Annotated in this window: 17 protein-coding genes and 1 riboswitch; of the genes, 14 read left to right on the top strand and 3 right to left on the bottom strand. The window is 67.4% G+C overall.

The features are described 5' to 3' along the window. Positions 1-9 precede the first annotated feature (9 nt). From ACFVWG_RS17535 to ACFVWG_RS17560, 6 genes are all read left to right on the top strand, one after another. Entirely contained in the window at positions 10-1,203 is a 1,194-nt protein-coding gene (locus ACFVWG_RS17535; RefSeq protein WP_391544326.1) for an ATP-binding protein, read from the top strand. Between the two features lie 332 nt (positions 1,204-1,535). Continuing rightward, complete coding sequence (locus ACFVWG_RS17540; RefSeq protein ID WP_391544327.1) at positions 1,536-2,099, top strand: DUF3152 domain-containing protein; 564 nt, start codon at positions 1,536-1,538, stop codon at positions 2,097-2,099. Positions 2,100-2,141: 42 nt separating this feature from the next. Beyond that, the gene (locus tag ACFVWG_RS17545; RefSeq protein ID WP_391544328.1) at positions 2,142-2,966 is read left to right on the top strand and encodes a hypothetical protein; all 825 of its coding nucleotides are present in this window, start codon (positions 2,142-2,144) and stop codon (positions 2,964-2,966) included. Continuing rightward, entirely contained in the window at positions 2,963-3,625 is a 663-nt protein-coding gene (locus ACFVWG_RS17550; protein ID WP_391544329.1) for an alpha/beta fold hydrolase, read from the top strand. The genes ACFVWG_RS17545 and ACFVWG_RS17550 overlap by 4 nt, the downstream gene beginning before the upstream one ends. A 21-nt stretch (positions 3,626-3,646) precedes the next feature. After that, positions 3,647-3,767: riboswitch (TPP riboswitch) on the top strand. Beyond that, complete coding sequence (locus ACFVWG_RS17555; RefSeq protein ID WP_391544330.1) at positions 3,755-5,095, top strand: purine-cytosine permease family protein; 1,341 nt, start codon at positions 3,755-3,757, stop codon at positions 5,093-5,095. Its footprint overlaps the riboswitch before it by 13 nt. 50 nt (positions 5,096-5,145) lie before the next feature. Next, positions 5,146-5,817 carry a class I SAM-dependent methyltransferase gene (locus ACFVWG_RS17560; RefSeq protein WP_391544331.1) on the top strand — a complete coding sequence of 224 codons (672 nt, stop codon included), beginning with the start codon at positions 5,146-5,148 and terminating at the stop codon, positions 5,815-5,817. 413 nt (positions 5,818-6,230) lie between these two features. Here the strand turns inward: ACFVWG_RS17560 and ACFVWG_RS17565 are convergent, their stop codons facing one another. Beyond that, positions 6,231-6,809 (bottom strand): methylated-DNA--[protein]-cysteine S-methyltransferase, encoded by a 579-nt coding sequence (locus ACFVWG_RS17565; RefSeq protein WP_391544332.1) that lies wholly within the window; start codon positions 6,807-6,809, stop codon positions 6,231-6,233. Continuing rightward, positions 6,806-7,288, bottom strand: a complete 483-nt coding sequence (locus tag ACFVWG_RS17570; protein WP_391544333.1) for an RNA polymerase sigma factor — start codon at positions 7,286-7,288, stop codon at positions 6,806-6,808. Before ACFVWG_RS17570 ends, ACFVWG_RS17565 begins: the two co-directional genes overlap by 4 nt. Positions 7,289-7,600: 312 nt before the next feature. Here ACFVWG_RS17570 and ACFVWG_RS17575 point away from each other — a divergent pair, with 312 nt between their 5' ends. From ACFVWG_RS17575 to ACFVWG_RS17595, 5 genes are read left to right on the top strand one after another with little or no spacing between them, the layout of a single operon-like run. Then, the gene (locus tag ACFVWG_RS17575; protein WP_391544334.1) at positions 7,601-8,155 is read left to right on the top strand and encodes a flavin reductase family protein; all 555 of its coding nucleotides are present in this window, start codon (positions 7,601-7,603) and stop codon (positions 8,153-8,155) included. Continuing rightward, positions 8,148-9,197 carry an ABC transporter substrate-binding protein gene (locus ACFVWG_RS17580; RefSeq protein WP_391544335.1) on the top strand — a complete coding sequence of 350 codons (1,050 nt, stop codon included), beginning with the start codon at positions 8,148-8,150 and terminating at the stop codon, positions 9,195-9,197. The genes ACFVWG_RS17575 and ACFVWG_RS17580 overlap by 8 nt, the downstream gene beginning before the upstream one ends. Beyond that, positions 9,194-10,030: an ABC transporter permease gene (locus ACFVWG_RS17585; protein ID WP_391544336.1), complete on the top strand. Its 837-nt coding sequence runs from the start codon at positions 9,194-9,196 to the stop codon at positions 10,028-10,030. Before ACFVWG_RS17580 ends, ACFVWG_RS17585 begins: the two co-directional genes overlap by 4 nt. Next, positions 10,006-10,719 (top strand): ABC transporter ATP-binding protein, encoded by a 714-nt coding sequence (locus ACFVWG_RS17590; RefSeq protein ID WP_391544337.1) that lies wholly within the window; start codon positions 10,006-10,008, stop codon positions 10,717-10,719. Before ACFVWG_RS17585 ends, ACFVWG_RS17590 begins: the two co-directional genes overlap by 25 nt. After that, the gene (locus ACFVWG_RS17595) at positions 10,716-12,053 is read left to right on the top strand and encodes an LLM class flavin-dependent oxidoreductase (protein WP_391544338.1); all 1,338 of its coding nucleotides are present in this window, start codon (positions 10,716-10,718) and stop codon (positions 12,051-12,053) included. Before ACFVWG_RS17590 ends, ACFVWG_RS17595 begins: the two co-directional genes overlap by 4 nt. A 37-nt stretch (positions 12,054-12,090) precedes the next feature. Here the strand turns inward: ACFVWG_RS17595 and ACFVWG_RS17600 are convergent, their stop codons facing one another. Next, complete coding sequence (locus ACFVWG_RS17600) at positions 12,091-13,068, bottom strand: zinc-binding alcohol dehydrogenase family protein (protein ID WP_391544339.1); 978 nt, start codon at positions 13,066-13,068, stop codon at positions 12,091-12,093. 44 nt (positions 13,069-13,112) lie between these two features. On the opposite strand from ACFVWG_RS17600, the gene ACFVWG_RS17605 reads away from it, so the two are divergent. From ACFVWG_RS17605 to ACFVWG_RS17615, 3 genes are all read left to right on the top strand, one after another. Further along, on the top strand, positions 13,113-13,940 hold the full coding sequence (locus tag ACFVWG_RS17605) for a glycerophosphodiester phosphodiesterase (protein WP_391544340.1): 828 nt from the start codon (positions 13,113-13,115) through the stop codon (positions 13,938-13,940). A 203-nt stretch (positions 13,941-14,143) separates the two neighbouring features. After that, positions 14,144-14,533, top strand: a complete 390-nt coding sequence (locus tag ACFVWG_RS17610; RefSeq protein ID WP_391544341.1) for an ATP-binding protein — start codon at positions 14,144-14,146, stop codon at positions 14,531-14,533. 41 nt (positions 14,534-14,574) lie between these two features. Further along, positions 14,575-15,537, top strand: coding sequence for a DUF5926 family protein (locus ACFVWG_RS17615; RefSeq protein WP_391544342.1), 963 nt, complete (start codon positions 14,575-14,577; stop codon positions 15,535-15,537). Positions 15,538-15,546 lie beyond the last annotated feature (9 nt).

The following is a 15,546-nucleotide window of genomic DNA, read 5'->3' on the forward strand; positions in this document are numbered from 1 at the left end:
AGTGACAGCATGGATCCGATTCGGAATCCCTATGCGCCCGGCGCCGGTCAGCGCCCGCCTGAGCTGGCCGGTCGCGACACCGAGGTGCGGCAGTTCGAGGTAGTGCTCGAACGGGTCGCCGCAGGCAGGCCCGAGCGGAGTCTGGTTCTGAGCGGACTCCGTGGAGTGGGCAAGACCGTTCTGCTCAACACGTTGCGCAGTCAGGCGATCAAGCGCGCCTGGGGTACCGGGAAGATCGAGGCCCGTCCTGATCAGAGCATCCGGTTGCCGATCGCTCAGGCGCTGCACACGGCCATGCGGGAGCTGGGACACCGGCACCGGGACGACGAGCGCGTCGACCAGTTCAGCGCCGTACTGAAGGCTTTTGCGCTGCGGACCGACGTGAACGACCGGAAGGGTATTCGCTGGCACCCGCCGGTTGACGTGGCCGCTGCGAAGGGTCGCGCCGACTCCGGTGATCTGGAGATGGACCTGATCGAGCTGTTCACCGATGCGGCTGATCTGGCCGGTGATCTGTCCGTTGGGGTCGGACTGTTCATCGACGAGATGCAGGACATCAGTGCGGACGACCTGTCGGCGCTGTGCGCGGCTTGTCACGAGATCTCGCAGCAGAGTGCGCCGATGGTGGTTGTCGGCGCCGGTCTGCCGCACCTGCCCGCCGTACTGTCCGCTAGTAAGTCCTACTCCGAGCGGCTGTTCCGCTACGTCCGGGTGGACCGGCTGGCGCGTGAGGCGTGTGACCGCGCTCTGATGATCCCTGCGGAGAGTGAAGGCGTTCAGTACGACCCTGAGGCGCTGGACGAGCTCTACGCCCAGACCGACGGCTACCCGTACTTCGTCCAAGCCTTCGCCCACGCCACCTGGGACCACGCACCCACCTCCCCCATCACCATCAAAGACGTAGCCGTAGCCGGCCCCGAAGCCTCCGCCGAACTAACGGTCGGCTTCTTCGGCTCCCGCTACGAACGCGCCACCCCCGCCGAACGCGAGTACATGCGAGCAATGGCCGAACTAGGCATAGCCGCCGACGACGGCTCAGTGCCAACGGCCGAAGTAGCCACCACGCTCAACCGCAAACCCCAGTCCCTCTCCCCAGCCCGAGACGGCCTGATCAAGAAAGGCCTCGTCTTCTCCGCCGAACGCGGCACCGTAGCCTTCACCGTCCCCCACTTCGGTAAGTTCCTCCGCACCCGTACGGCGTAACCCCCTCGGCTGCCCTTTTGTGCACAGCCGGTCAGTCTGTAGGGTGAATCGGCATGACCACCGGGCGGACTGGCCAGCGTGCTGGGGTGTCTGCGCGCGGGCGGCACAGCCGACGGCGGTCTTATCGGGTGCAGTGGTTTTCGGTGACTGCGTTGGCGGTGCTGGGGACTGTGATGGTGGTGCATCCGGATGTGACGGGGCGGCGGAGTCTGGCTGCTGAGGTTGTTGCCGGGGCAAGCACTCCGGTTGCGCTGGCGGCCCCGACAACTGTGCCGACACCCGTGCCTACGCCTTCTACGCATTTGACGACTCCGTTGCGGCCGGCACCTACGTTGACTCGGCAACCGAAGGGCGCGAAGCCGAATGTGACGGTGTCGAGCGGCAAGCTGAGTGTGGTGCCGGGGTCGAACAAGGCCAACGGCGTGCGGGACAAGCTGACGTATCGGGTTGAGATCGAGCAGGGTGTGTCGGTGAACCCGGCGGCGGTGGCGGAGGCGATTCACAAGACGCTGACCGATCCGCGCGGGTGGCAGGCGGTGCATCCGGTGAGCTTCGAGCGGACTGACTCCGATGACGTGGATCTGCGGATCATCGTGGCCACGCCGACGCTGACCGACAAGCTGTGTCTGCCGCTCGACACCGGTGGTGAGGTGTCGTGCCGGGTCGAGGACCGGGTCGTGCTGAACGCGAAGCGGTGGATGTACGCGGTACCGGCGTACGGCGGGGATGTCGCGCTCTACCGGAGCTATCTGGTGAACCATGAGGTCGGGCACGCGCTTGGGCATGGGCACTCGACCTGTGCGAAGGCGAAGACGCCGGCGCCGGTGATGATGCAGCAGACGAAAGGCCTCGGTGGCTGTCGTCCGAACGCATGGCCGACGATCAAGGCCACCTGACCAGCTCCCGTGAGAAGCTGAGTCCCGAGGGAGGGAGCAGCGATGTCGTCACAGGATTTCCCGACGTACGGGCGTGATCCGGAGCCTGAGCAGCAGCCGGACAACGCACAGCACGGCGAGGAGCAGCACTTCGCTCCGCCCACGCCGTACGGCGGTGGCACGTATGCCGGCGGCGGTCAGCCGCTACCGCCTGCCCCCTACGCGCCGTCGCAGCCCTACGGCTCCCAGCCAGGCCAGTACGGCGGTCCGCCTACCGACCCGGCGCAGCCACCGAGCTACCGGCCCGGACACCCGTACGGCGCTCCCGTGGACGCGCACCCGGAGCACTTCCCGACGTACGGGCGCAAGGAGCCTTTCGCCGACCGGGACCCGCGGGCGGCCAAGGTGGTCCTGCTGGCCACGCTGATCGCGGCGATCTACGGCCTGATGGTGATCTCGATCCAGCGGGTCTCGATCCGGGAGATCACCCAGGCACCGGGCTCACCGCTCAACCACCCACTGCGCACCGACGTCATCGACGCGCTCGGTCAGCTGCTGATCGTTCTAGTAGGTGTGGCGGCCCTGGCCCTGTGGGCGCGTGACGTGCTGGGTCGTCGCAAGATCAATCGCCAGCCAGAGCTGTCCGAGATCATCGGCGGCGCAGTGGTCGCCGTCTCGCTCGTCCCACTGCTCATCTGGCTGATCATGGTGCTGACGACCGGTCTGGGCTCCGTCGACGCCACTCTGGACCGGCTGCCGACCGCGTACGCCTGGGGTGGATTCGGACTGCTGCTCCTCGCAGTCGGCCTCTTCCTCGGCTACCGCGAGCTCAAGCCGGACTACGACACCGTGGTCCGGTCCGCGCCCGGCCGTCCACCCTGGGAGTGAGCACCCCCGTCGTACTCGTCCCAGGCCTCGGCCTGGGCATCGAGTCGTACGCACCGACCGTCGAGCATCTCTCCCTGCCCTACAACGTGGTGACACTGCCCGGGTACGGCGAACCTGCGGGCGAGCGTGAGGACCTGCACCCCGAGGCGCTCGCAGCGATCCTGGAGCGGAAGATACGCGAGCGTTCCGTGCTCGTCGGGCACTCCGCCGGTGCCCAGATCGCAGTGGAGCTGGCCGTCGCGCACCCCGAGTTGGTGCACGCACTGGTGCTCATCGCTCCGAGCGGTGACACGAAGGCCTCCAGTTGGCTGGACCTAGGCATGCGCTGGCTGGAGTCCGCCGCCCCGGAGTCGCCAAAGCTCATCCCGGTCCTCGCCCCGCAGTACGCGCGGACAGGGATGCCGACGATCGCCCGGGCCGCGGCCGCCTGCCGGAAGCACGACCTGGCCGCCGTGATCACCCGCGTCAAGGCGCCAGTGGTGATCATCCGCTCGCAGCACGACCACCTGTCGTCAGCCGACTTCGCGCGCAGGCTGGCCGAGCTGACCCACGGGGAGGCGCGCACGCTCTCCACCGGGTCGCACATGCCGGTGCTGACCAACGGCCCGGAGGTGGCTGCGCTCATCCACCGAGCAGCCGCCGCGCGGCCAACCGGCTGACGCAGTATCGTTGACGCGGTAGCAAACCTCTGCGGGAGCTCGCGCCGAATGCGGGCTGAGAGGGCGACGAGACAATCCGGGTCGCCGACCGCCTGAACCTGACCGGGTAATGCCGGCGTAGGGATCGCGATGACTGACACTGCAGTTCGTCCTGCCAGCAGCACTGAGGCACCGCTCGTCCTCACCACGGATGCGCCGAGGACCCTCGGGTTCCTCGATCAGTTCACCCTCTGGGGGAACTTCGGCATCTCCCTGTTCGGCCCGGTCACCGGCGCGCTGGTCGCGGCGTACACGGGTTCGTTGTGGCAGGGCCTGCTGGCCGTGGTCGTCGGATGCGGGATGGGTGCGCTGGTGCTCGGCGGCGCGGCCGTCTTCGGCTCGCAGACCGGAGCACCGGCGATGACCGCGCTGCGAGGCATCTTCGGCCGTCGCGGGTCGATGGCCCCGACCGTGCTGAACATCGCGCAGAACATCGGCTGGGCCACGATGGAGATCATCGTGATCGCGCAGGCCGCGGTCGCGGTGACGAGTGAACGCTGGCGCTGGCTGTTCGTCGTACTGGCCGGAATCATCGCCACCACGATGGCGGTTCGGCCACTGGGCAGCGTGAAAGTCCTGCGCAAGTTCATGGTCTGGCTGGTTTTGATTGCCTCGATCTACCTCTTTGTTCAGGTGCTGAGCAAGCCGGTCCACGGTCTCCCGCAGGACGGTGTGTTCGGGTTCTGGCCGGCCGTCGACCTGGCCGCCGCGGGCGTCGTCTCGTTCGCTCCGCTGGCCGCGGACTACACGCGGCACTCGAAGACCAACAAGGCCGCGTTCGGAGGTTCCGCGCTCGGCTACGGCCTGGCCGCGATCCTGTACTACGCCTTGGGCGTCTTCGCGGTGGCGACGCTTCAGACCGACAGCGAAGGCGTGATCACCGCGCTCGTGACATTGCCGGCCGGCGCGATCGCGCTGTTCGTGCTGCTGGTCGACGAGGTCGACGAGGCCTATGCGAACGTCTACTCGACCACGATGGCCGCGCACAACCTGATCGGTCACGTCGACCGCCGCTGGATCTCGGTCGCGATCGGCGTCCTCGCCACCGGCCTCGCGCTGTTGGTTGACCTGGGCAACTACACGCAGTTCCTCTACCTGATCGGCTCGGTCTTCATCCCGCTGTTCGCGGTCGCGATCGCCGACTTCTTCCTGGTGAGCAAGATGAACTGGGACGTCTCCGGTACGGCGAAGTTCCGCTGGCCGCCCGCGGTCGCGTGGCTGATCGGCTTCGTCGCCTACCAGCTGGTGAATCCGGGCACGGTCGCCGGATGGTCGCCGTTCTGGCTCGATGTCCAAGGCAAGCTCTTCGGCGGACACGCCGTACCTGGCTGGCTGGGTGCCACCTACACCAGCATCATCGTCTCCATGGCGGCCGCGGTCGTGCTCGGCAAGCTGCGTACGCCGGCAAAATCGGTCGCGGCCGGATCGTGACCCGCGTACCGGTGGACAACTGACCTGCGGCACGCGGGATACTTGCGCCCATGCTCAACTCCGCACTGCGCAGCCGGGCCGAGTACGCCGAACTCGGCGTCGACGGTCTGTCCGCGCGGACCTCGCCCGAGCGGGACGCAGACATCGTCAAGGCCGTCGAAGAACTCCTGGAGGGCCGCGAAACGGTCCTTGACCTGTGCTGTGGTTACGGCCGGATCAGCCTCCCGCTGGCGCGGGCCGGGAAGACCGTGCGCGGCCTCGACATCTCGCCGAACCTGATCGAGGCCGGCCGCGCCCAGGCGGTCGAGGAGGAGCTGGCGATCGACTGGGCGATCGGGTCGATGACCGATCTGCCGTATGCGTGGGACTCGTTCGACGCGGTGATCTGCCTGTGGACCGCGTTCCACGAGTTGTTCGCCGAGGACGAGCAGATCTCGACGATCTGCGAGATCTCCCGGGTGCTGAAGCCGGGCGGGATCGCGGTCATCGAGGGCCCGGCCTGGGGACCGGCCAAGGCCGGCGAGATCGCACTGGGCATGCGCCAAGGGCCCGAGCACCGGATCGTCACCACCGAGCACGCCGACGGGCTGAGCAGCGTGCACTACATCCACGACGAGATCAGCTACGGCCGGCTCTGCGCCGCCGCGGGGATCGACAACTACAAGGTCTACAAGCGCGAGTGGGGCGGCCGCCGCCGCTTGATCCTCGAGATCCACGCCTGACCACCGCGCCAACGCCTGACCACCGCGCCAACGTCCGAAGGATCGACGGACGTGGTCGGCGTGTCTTCGGACGTTGTGAGGGTTCTACTGGACCTCGGCACCTGGTGGGTTATCCGTTCAAGTCGACGGTTCTCTGGTCAAAAAACGAGGGGAGAACCGGCAACTTGAGAGGAGATCCCCTCAAATTGCCGCGCAGCAAACCGCCGTACTGGGGACATGAGCTGGGGACCTCGGACACCTGATCACGTGTGCCGGCTCCCGATGAGGTGTACGCGGTCGTAGCAGGGGTCCGCTGGCTGAGACTGGGGTGAGGGGACGGGACCGGTCTCGACCCCGAAAGAATAGGAGCAGATCCCCACTCCACATTGGGGACCTGCTCCCTGTTTGCATTAACTGTAAAACGCGTCCGGTGGCTACGGGGAAAGAATTCTTTTCTTTTCGAGATTCAACAAGTAGCGCTTCGCCTCGAGGCCGCCCGCGTACCCGGTCAGCGCGCCGCTCGCGCCGATCACCCGGTGGCAAGGCAGTAGGACACACACGGGGTTCGCGCCCAGCGCCGTACCGACTGCTCGTGCTGCCTTGGGTCGTTCGATCTCTCCGGCGAGCTGGCCGTAGGTCTTGGTGTGGCCATAGCTGGTGTGCGTGCGGAGATCACTCAAGACCAATTGCTGGAACGGCGTCGCGAGCGCGAGATCGACCGGCACGGTGAATTCCTGCCGGTCTCCGGCGAGGTATTCGTCCAGCTCCTTCCGTACGACGTCCAGTGCGCGCGGCTGGCGTAGTACCCGGGGGGAGATCGCGCGGGCCAGTCGCCCGGTCATCGTCTCCTCGTCGCCGAAGGAGCTCGCCACCACCCGGCCGTGCGCGATCGCGAGCAGCAGTGTGCCGATCGGGGTGTCGTGTAGGGTGTAGGCGACGTCGGCGTCCGGCAGGACGGGTGGTTTGAGGTCAGGGGTGCTGAACCGGGTCAGCCGGTCCTCCAGTGAGTTCATGCGTCAACTCCGAGTGTGCGGCGCAGGGTCGCGAGGGCGTCGCTGACAAGGCGCCGCGAGGCTGCGGGGGTGGTGTCCAGGGCGGCGGCCACACCGTGGTGGTCCAGGTCGCCGACGTACTTGAGCGTGATCGCGTACCGCTGCCGCTCGGGCAGCCCGTTGACCGCCTGCCACAGATCGGGATCGGGCCAGTCGGCGGCGTCCGGGCCGTCGACCGCGATCGGTGGCGCATCGTCGAGCGGGCGCTGCGGTTTTCGAGCCCGATGTACGTCGGTCGCGCAGCGGGCCGTGATCGTGAGCAACCAGCCGCGCAGGTTCTTGGCCGAGGTCAACCCGGCATAAGCGGCGAACGCCTTCTCCCAGGCGCGTTGTGCCACGTCGTCACCGTCCACCGGCCCGGCCAGGGCACGCGCGAGCCGGGCGACGTCTCGCCAGTGCGCGTCGACGAGCGCCTGGAACGGCGGCAGTGCGTCAGTCATCACGACCATTAAACGCAGCGGGTGCGCAGGGTGTGAGGGTGGCCCGTTTTCGGACGGTTGTCCCGCATCGTGGGATTGTCGAGTACTCCAGTAGACATAGATGCGAAGATTGCTGACATGACGACGACCTTGCTCACCCGCCGTCGCGTCATCGATCTGCTCCGGACGGCGAGCGCCACCTGTCGGTGACCTGCGTCCCCTGGTGATCCGGCGCTGAGCGCCGTACGAGGCCTGAGCGCCTCTCAACTGATTCCTTCCCCGCCCCACCACCCCGATCTTCAGCATGCCCTTGCCTTCGTCCGAGGGAGAGTTATGTCCGTCCCTGCTGTGCATCGCCCTGCCCTGACACTGGTCCCGGACCGCTCCGAGGAGCGGATCGTCGACGCCGACGTCTACCGGAACGTGTTCCGTCGCCACGCCGCCGGCGTCGTGGTGATCACCGCCGACGCCGGGCACGGCCCGGTCGGCTTCACCGCCACCTCACTGGTATCGGTCAGCCTGCTGCCGCCCTTGGTGTCGTTCGCGATCGACACCAAGGCGTCCAGCTGGCCGACCGTCAGCCGTACCGCGTCCCTCGCGATCAACTTCCTGTCCGATGACCAGCATGCGATCGCCGGCCGCTTCGCCACCAGTGGGATCGACCGCTTCGCGGCGCCGACCCGCTGGTCCCGCCTGCGCACCGGGGAGCCCGTGCTCGACGAGGCGCCGAGCGTCCTGCGTGCGCATGTCGAACACCGCTTCGCCGTCGGCGACCACTACCTGGTCGTCGCGCGCCTGATCACCCACACCGAACGTCGTGAGCACGAGCCCCTGCTCTATCACGACGGCCGCTACGCCACCGCCACCCCGAAGGTTCACCATGTCTAACAAGTTCAAGTACGCCGTACTGGCCCTCGCCCTCGTTGTCACCGGATGTGGTGGCGCGGCCCAGGCCGGCGGTAGTGGTCAGAAGCTCGCGCTGGACGCGCCCCTGCCGACCAGCGTGCCCGACGGGACGAAGATCGTCGTCGGTGATCCGGCCACCCAGGTCGCGTTCAAACTGTCGGGTCAGCTCGACAAGGTGGAGAAGTACGTCAAGTTCGCCAACCTGAGCGGCGGTCCGCAGACCACCGAGGCGTTCCGGGCGAAGGCGCTGGATCTCGGTTCGGTGGCCGAGATCCCGGCGATCCACGCGACCTGGACCGGGCTGCACGTGAAGATCGTCGCCTCGAAATTCCGCCAGGACCCGATCAACCACCCGATCTACGAGCTCGGCATCGCGCCGGGCGTGACCGTCAAGACGCTCGCCGACCTGCGCGGCAAGTCGATCGCCTACAGCCCCGGGCAGGCGCAGGGTGCGCTGATCCTCAAGGTGCTCAAGAAGGCCGGGCTGACCAAGGACGACGTGAAGCTGATCGAGATCCCGAGCACCGGCGACGTGTACGTGAACGCCCTTGCAGGTAAGCAGGTCGACGTCGCCCCGATCGGCGGCGTACAGATCAAGCGGTATCAGACGAAGTACGGCAAGGACGGCGCGACCACCCTGCAGCACGGTCTGCGGGACGACGCCGGTCACCTCTACGGGCCGGTCGAGTCGCTCGAGGATCCCGCCAAGGCGGCCGCGATCCGCGCGTACGTCGCGGCCTGGGGTGTCGCGCAGGACTGGATCGACAAGCACCCGAAGGAATGGATCGCCGGGTACTACGTGAAGGACCAGGGGCTCACCGAGGCCGACGGCCAGTGGCTGGTCGACAACGCCGGACACGCCGACATCCCGGCCGACTGGAGTGACGCGATCACCCGGCACCAGGAGACGATCGAACTGCTGGCCAAGGAGACCAAGAACCCGGTGATCCAGGCCAAGGACCTGTACGACTTGCGGTTCCAGGCCGTCGCGGCCGACGCGATCAAGGCAGGAGCGGTCAAATGACCGTCACCACGCTGCCGGGAGTGCGGACTGCGGCGCGGACCGCTCCCGTCGTACGGCGGCGACGGCTCGGACCGGGGAAGCCGATCAAGTTCGGTGCCGCGATCGGACCGGTTCTGCTGCTGGCCGTGTGGAGCATCGGCTCGGCCACCGGCTGGATCGACCAGCGCGTCCTGTCGGCGCCGTGGACGGTTGTCACGACCGCCGGTGAGCTCATCTCCGACGGCCGCCTGCAGTCGAACCTGTGGACGTCGTCGCAACGCGCCCTGCTCGGACTCGCCCTCGGCATCGTGCTGGGCGTCGTACTGGCGCTGATCTCCGGCCTGTCCCGGCTCGGCGAGGCGGTTCTCGACGGCCCGATCCAGATCAAGCGCGCGATCCCGTCACTCGCCCTGCTCCCGCTGCTGATTCTGTGGCTGGGCATCGGTGAGTCGATGAAGGTCGTGACGATCCTGCTCGGCGTCTTCGTCCCGATCTACTTACACACGCACAACGGCCTGCGCACGATCGACAGCCGGTACGTCGAACTCGCGCAGACCGTGGGTCTGTCGCAGCGCGAGTTCATCCGCCGGGTCGTCCTGCCGGGTGCGCTGCCCGGGTTCCTGCTCGGTCTGCGGTTCGCCGTGACCGGCGCCTGGCTGTCGCTGGTGGTGGTCGAGCAGATCAACGCCACCAGCGGTATCGGCTACATGATGGAGCTGGCCCGGACCTACGGGCAGACCGACATCATCATCGTCGGTCTGGTCCTGTACGGCATTCTCGGGTTGCTCTCCGACGGCGTTGTCCGCTTGATTCAGAGGAGGGCCCTGACGTGGCGCCGTACGCTGGCATCGTAACCACTGTCCAGGTCCGCGACCTCGTACGCCAGTACGACGATCGCGCCGTACTGGATGGTGTTGATCTGGACATCGCGCCCGGGGAATTCGTTGCCCTGCTGGGAAAGAGTGGTTCCGGCAAGAGTACGTTGCTGCGGGCGCTGGCCGGTCTGGATCCATCGGTCGACGGTTCGGGAGAGATCGCCGTACCGGAGCAGGTGTCGGTTGTCTTCCAGGATTCCCGGTTGTTGCCGTGGGCAAAGGTATTGGACAACGTCGTGCTCGGGCTGCGGGGCGCAGAGGAGCGTGGGCGGCAGAGTCTGGCCGAGGTTGGGCTCGCCGGACGGGAGGACGCTTGGCCCAACGAGCTGTCGGGCGGTGAGCAGCAGCGGGTCGCGTTGGCGCGGTCGCTGGTCCGTGAACCTGAGCTATTGCTGGCCGATGAGCCCTTTGGTGCGCTCGATGCGCTGACCCGGCTGAAGATGCACGCGTTGCTGCGCAAGTTGTGCGCGGCGCACCAGCCCGCCGTACTGCTGGTGACGCATGACGTCGATGAGGCGATCGTGCTGGCCGACCGGGTGATCGTCCTTGATGCTGGTCGGTTGGTTGCTGAAGAGGTGATCTCGCTGGGGGCCGCTCGGAGCTCGGCGGACCCGGAGTTCGCCGCGGTGCGGTCGCGGCTCCTTGACGCGTTGGGGGTTTCGTTGTGAGTAAGCAGTTGCACCTGAATGCGTTCCTGATGAGCACCGGGCATCACGAGGCGTCGTGGCGGTTGCCGGAGAGCAATCCGTTCGCGAACACGTCGGTCGCGCACTATCAGGAGCTGGCCCGGATCGCCGAGCGCGGATTGTTCGACTCGGTGTTCTTCGCGGATTCGCCGGCGTTGTTCGGCGAGGTCGGCCGGCGTCCGGCGGGTTCGCTCGAACCGACCGTGCTGCTGACCGCGATCGCCGCGGTCACGTCGCGGATCGGGCTGATCGCGACGGCGTCGACGACGTACAACGATCCTTACAACCTGGCGCGGCGGTTCGCGAGCGTCGATCACGTCAGCGGCGGTCGCGCCGGGTGGAACGTCGTGACCACGGCGGGACCGGACGCGGCGAAGAACTTCAACCTGGCCGATCAGCCGGCGCATGCGGAGCGGTACGACCGCGCGGCGGAGTTCCTCGAGGTCGCGTACAAGCTGTGGGATTCGTGGCAGGACGACGCCGCGATCGCCGACAAGGAGGCCGGCGTCTGGGCGGTCAACGACCGCGTCGTACCGATCGATCACGTCGGCCGGCACTTCCAGGTCCGCGGCCCGCTCAACCTGCCGCGCTCGCCGCAGGGGCACCCGCTGATCGTGCAGGCCGGATCGTCGGAGGACGGCAAGGGCCTGGCCGCCCGGTACGCCGAGGCCGTGTTCACGGCGCAGCAGACGCTTGAGGACGCTCAGGACTTCTACCGCGATCTGAAAGCCCGTACGGCGGCGCTCGGCCGCGATCCCTCGACGATCAAGATTCTGCCGGGGATTGTGCCGGTGATCGGATCGACCGTCGAGGAGGCTCAGCGGCTGGAGGCGCAGTTGGATGAGTTGATCCGGCCCGAGTACGCGCGGCTGCAGCTGGCCAAGACGCTGCGGGTCGCGCCGGAGGCCCTGCCGTTCGACCAGCAGCTCCCGGCCGAACTGCCGGACGAGGACGAGATCGAGGGCGCGAAGAGTCGCTACACGCTGATCGTCACGCTCGCCCGGCGCGAGAAGCTGACCGTGCGCGAGCTGATCGGCCGCCTCGGTGGCGGCCGCGGCCACCGCACCTTCACCGGTACGCCGGACCAGGTGGCCGACGCGATCGAGCAGTGGTTCACGGCCGGAGCAGCCGACGGCTTCAACATCATGCCGCCGGTGCTTCCGTCCGGGCTGACCGTGTTCGTGGACGAGGTCATCCCGATCCTGCAAGCCCGTGGACTGTTCCGCACCGAGTACACCGGGACGACGCTGAGAGACCACTACGGTCTGGCGCGTCCTGCTGGCCGGGCCTCGCTGTTGCAGGAGGCAACCGGCTGACCTGATGCGGGGGGCGTCGGGGGCGGCGCCCCCTGCATCAGTTCACTGTGACGACCAGCTTGCCGACTGCCTTGCCGTCGGCCATGATCCGGTGGGCTTCGCCGATCTCGTCCATCGTGAAGACCCGGTCGATGCGGATCGGGAGCTTGCCGGCGGCCACGAGGTCGACGTACCGCTGGAAAGCTTCGGCGGGGAGATCGCTGCTCTCGCCGCCGTACGCGGTGAGCCGGACGCCGTTCGGAAGATAGTCCATCGGATAGAAGTCCGGGATCGTCCAGTTGTCGCTGAGCATTCCGGTGAAGCACGCCGTACCGTGCACGGCGACGGCTTTCAGAGTGTCCGGAAGAACATTAGTGCCGACCAGTTCGAGAGCGGCCTGGACGCCGTCCGGCTGGATTTCCCGGACCTTTTCCGCGACGTTGCCGTCGTCAACGATCGGATGGTCGACTCCGTGTTCCCGGAGAACGTCGACGCGGTCGGGATTGCGGGTGGTGGAGAAGACGGTCAGACCGTGTTCCTTGGCAATCGCCGCGGCGGCCACCCCGACGGACGACGTACCGCCGCGGATCAGGATGCTCTGGCCGGGTTCGATGGCCAGGCCGGTGAACAGCGAGCCGTGGGCGGTCTGCAGCATCTCGGGGAGCGCGCCAAAGGTGGCCCAGTCGAGATCGGTGCTGACCGGGGTGACCGACGAGGCCGGTACGACGACGTACTCGGCGTATCCGCCGTCATAGCTGCGGCCCATCCCGCCCATCATCGCGGCGACCTGCTGGCCGGGGTGGTACTCGCCGTTCGGGGCCTTGTCGACGGTGCCGACCGCCTCGATGCCGGGGATGATCGGGAACGTCACTCCGGCGGCCAGGCCCTCGCGGAGGTGATACTCCGAGCGGTTCAGTCCGAAGGCCTCCACCTTGATCCGCACCCAGCCCGGATCCGGCTCGGGAACCGGCACTCGCCGTACTCGTAATTCCTCCGGTTCGACCGGGTGGTCCAGCACGATCGCACGCATCTCCATGGCGATCATCCTGCCCTGACCGCTTCCGTGTCAGAGTTACCTCTATGGGGAAACGCCCAAGCGTCGTGGCGCACCGTGGATCCAGTGAAACCAGTCCCGAGCACACGCTGGCGGCGTACCGCCGGGCGATCGATGCCGGGGCCGACGGGCTGGAGTGTGACGTCCGGCTGACCGCTGACGGTCATCTGGTCTGTGTCCACGACCGCCGGATCGAACGCACATCGAACGGCCGTGGCGTGCTGTCCACGATGAGCCTGCAGGAGCTGGAGAGCTTCGACTGGGGATCGTGGAAGAACCCGTGGTCGGATCTCGACGACGAGGCCGAGCTGCCGGATCCGGACCTGTCCAAGGTTCTGACGCTGGACAAGCTGCTGGCGACCGTCCGCGACGCCGGGCGGCCGCTGGAGCTGGCGATCGAGACCAAGCACCCGACGCGGTACGCCGGACTGGTGGAACGGCGACTGATCGAGGCGCTCGGGCGATACGGCTGGTCGCATCCGAAGGTCGGCACGGAGTCGCCCGTCCGGGTGATGAGCTTCTCGTGGCTGTCGCTGCGGCGAATGCGGGTGCTGGCGCCCAAGCTGCGAACCGTGCTGCTGATGGACCGGGTGCCGCTGCGGTTCCGGGACGGGTCGCTGCCGACCGGTGTCTCGTACGCCGGCCCGAGTCTGGAGATCGTCACCGCCCACCCCGAGTACGTCGATCGCGCGCACAAGCACGGTCACCAGGTGCATGTGTGGACCGTGAACGCGGAGGCCGACATTCGGCACTGCCGCGAGATCGGAGTGGACGCGATCATCAGTGACCGGCCGGAGTCTGTACTCCGGATATTGTCCGACGAAGCGCGTGAGATAGGACGTCCGGAAACGTAGTTCGTTGAATGCGCGCGGTCATTGTTACGTTAAATACCGTCGCTTTTATTACAGTTTCCCGACAGTCGCCGTGATCTACCGGCGGGACTGTGTAACGGAATACCTGCCGGTGTTTTCCTCGGCAAGAAGCTGGGCAGAACCTCTGATGGCTGTTCCGATCATCGAGGAGACCCTGCTTGTCCTCAGCGACTCTGCCTGCCGACGTGAGTATCGTCGACGTCGTACTGCCGCACGAAGTGTCCGCGGTAGCGGACGCCCGGCGCCGTTTGGCCGCCTACCTGAAGCGGTACCGGGTCGCTGACGCGGCCTGTGACGACGCGCAGCTCGTGCTGTCGGAGCTGCTCTCCAATGCCATCCGGTACGCGCCCGCACTGCCGGCCGGTGAGGTACGCGCGGCCTGGTGGATCGACAAGGCCGGCATTCATGTCGAGGTCACGGACGGGCGCGGTGAGACCGAGCCGCAGCGGATCGACGACACCCACCCCGAGTCGATCGGTGGCCGCGGGCTGGCGATCGTCGACGTACTGACGTCGCACTGGGACGTCCGCACCGCAGCGACGCACCGGACCGTGCACGCGATCGTTCCCAACTAGCTGGTTGGCCGTGGGACGGTCTTCACTGTAAGACTGCCGCCATGGGAAAGAAGTCGCGGCAGCGCGCCAAGAACACGACGACCGTCACTCTCGACCCGGCCGACCTGGTCGACGTCGGTCCGCGGGAACCATGCCCCTGCGGTTCGGGCAAGCGGTTCAAGCAGTGCCACGGCAAGGAGATCGCGGCCGCCGCCGACACCTGGGTGGTGCGCCCGTTCGAGGGGCTGCCGTCCGAGTGTGACCTGATCGCGTTCCGCGAGATCGTCCCGTCCGGTACGGCGCAGGTCGTGCTGAAGGACTCCGGCAAGACCGTCAACCTGGTGACGTTGCTGCCGATGGCGATGCCCGGCCTGGTCCGCGACGACGAGACCATCTGGATCGGCCTGCAGACGCACGCCTCCTCCGGTGACCCGTCCCGCGACGTCGCACACGCGATCACCGCCGCGCTGACCACCGAGCCCGGGAACCCGATCCAGGTCGGCGACCTGATGAAGGACGGTCCCCGCCTCCAGGACCTGATCGACACCTCGAAGCCGATCGAGGTCAAGGTCCACGAAGGCTTCGACTTCTGGGTCGGCGAGAACGTCGAAGACCCGACCGGCGAGGTCGCCGCCGGGTTGGAGCGCGCCAACGCCGCTGCTGCCCCGACCGTCCGCCTCGAGTCCGTCGACGCGGCGTACTGGACCCAGATCGGCGACCGCCGCTACCTGCGCTGGGTCCTGCCCCACACCGAAGACACGGTGCTCGACGCCCTGGCCCGCCTGCACGCTGCCGGCCAGTCGGCCCTCGTCGAAGGCAGCCGCCTGATCGGCTCCTTCCGCGCCCTCGGCGTCCTGGCTCCCGTCTGGGAACTCCCCACCGACACCGAAGCCACCGACGTCGAAAAACCCGCCGCCGACTTCGCCACCGCCCTCGACAAGGCCCTCTCAACCGACACCCCGTTGTCGACGGAAGAACGAGCCGCCCGAGCCGGCCTGGCCAGCCGCCAACTAACCATCCGCTAACTTCCCACC

The organism is Kribbella sp. NPDC058245 (assembly GCF_042882005.1).
Lineage (GTDB): Bacteria > Actinomycetota > Actinomycetes > Propionibacteriales > Kribbellaceae > Kribbella.

Bases quoted from the DNA above. Each gene is read 5' to 3' on its own strand.
- ACFVWG_RS17535 (WP_391544326.1), top strand. From the start codon at position 10: ATGGATCCGATTCGGAATCCCTATGCGCCCGGCGCCGGTCAGCGCCCG.
- ACFVWG_RS17545 (WP_391544328.1), top strand. From the start codon at position 2,142: ATGTCGTCACAGGATTTCCCGACGTACGGGCGTGATCCGGAGCCTGAG.
- ACFVWG_RS17555 (WP_391544330.1), top strand. From the start codon at position 3,755: ATGACTGACACTGCAGTTCGTCCTGCCAGCAGCACTGAGGCACCGCTC.
- ACFVWG_RS17560 (WP_391544331.1), top strand. From the start codon at position 5,146: ATGCTCAACTCCGCACTGCGCAGCCGGGCCGAGTACGCCGAACTCGGC.
- ACFVWG_RS17565 (WP_391544332.1), bottom strand. From the start codon at position 6,809: ATGAACTCACTGGAGGACCGGCTGACCCGGTTCAGCACCCCTGACCTC.
- ACFVWG_RS17570 (WP_391544333.1), bottom strand. From the start codon at position 7,288: ATGACTGACGCACTGCCGCCGTTCCAGGCGCTCGTCGACGCGCACTGG.
- ACFVWG_RS17575 (WP_391544334.1), top strand. From the start codon at position 7,601: ATGTCCGTCCCTGCTGTGCATCGCCCTGCCCTGACACTGGTCCCGGAC.
- ACFVWG_RS17580 (WP_391544335.1), top strand. From the start codon at position 8,148: ATGTCTAACAAGTTCAAGTACGCCGTACTGGCCCTCGCCCTCGTTGTC.
- ACFVWG_RS17585 (WP_391544336.1), top strand. From the start codon at position 9,194: ATGACCGTCACCACGCTGCCGGGAGTGCGGACTGCGGCGCGGACCGCT.
- ACFVWG_RS17600 (WP_391544339.1), bottom strand. From the start codon at position 13,068: ATGGAGATGCGTGCGATCGTGCTGGACCACCCGGTCGAACCGGAGGAA.
- ACFVWG_RS17605 (WP_391544340.1), top strand. From the start codon at position 13,113: ATGGGGAAACGCCCAAGCGTCGTGGCGCACCGTGGATCCAGTGAAACC.
- ACFVWG_RS17615 (WP_391544342.1), top strand. From the start codon at position 14,575: ATGGGAAAGAAGTCGCGGCAGCGCGCCAAGAACACGACGACCGTCACT.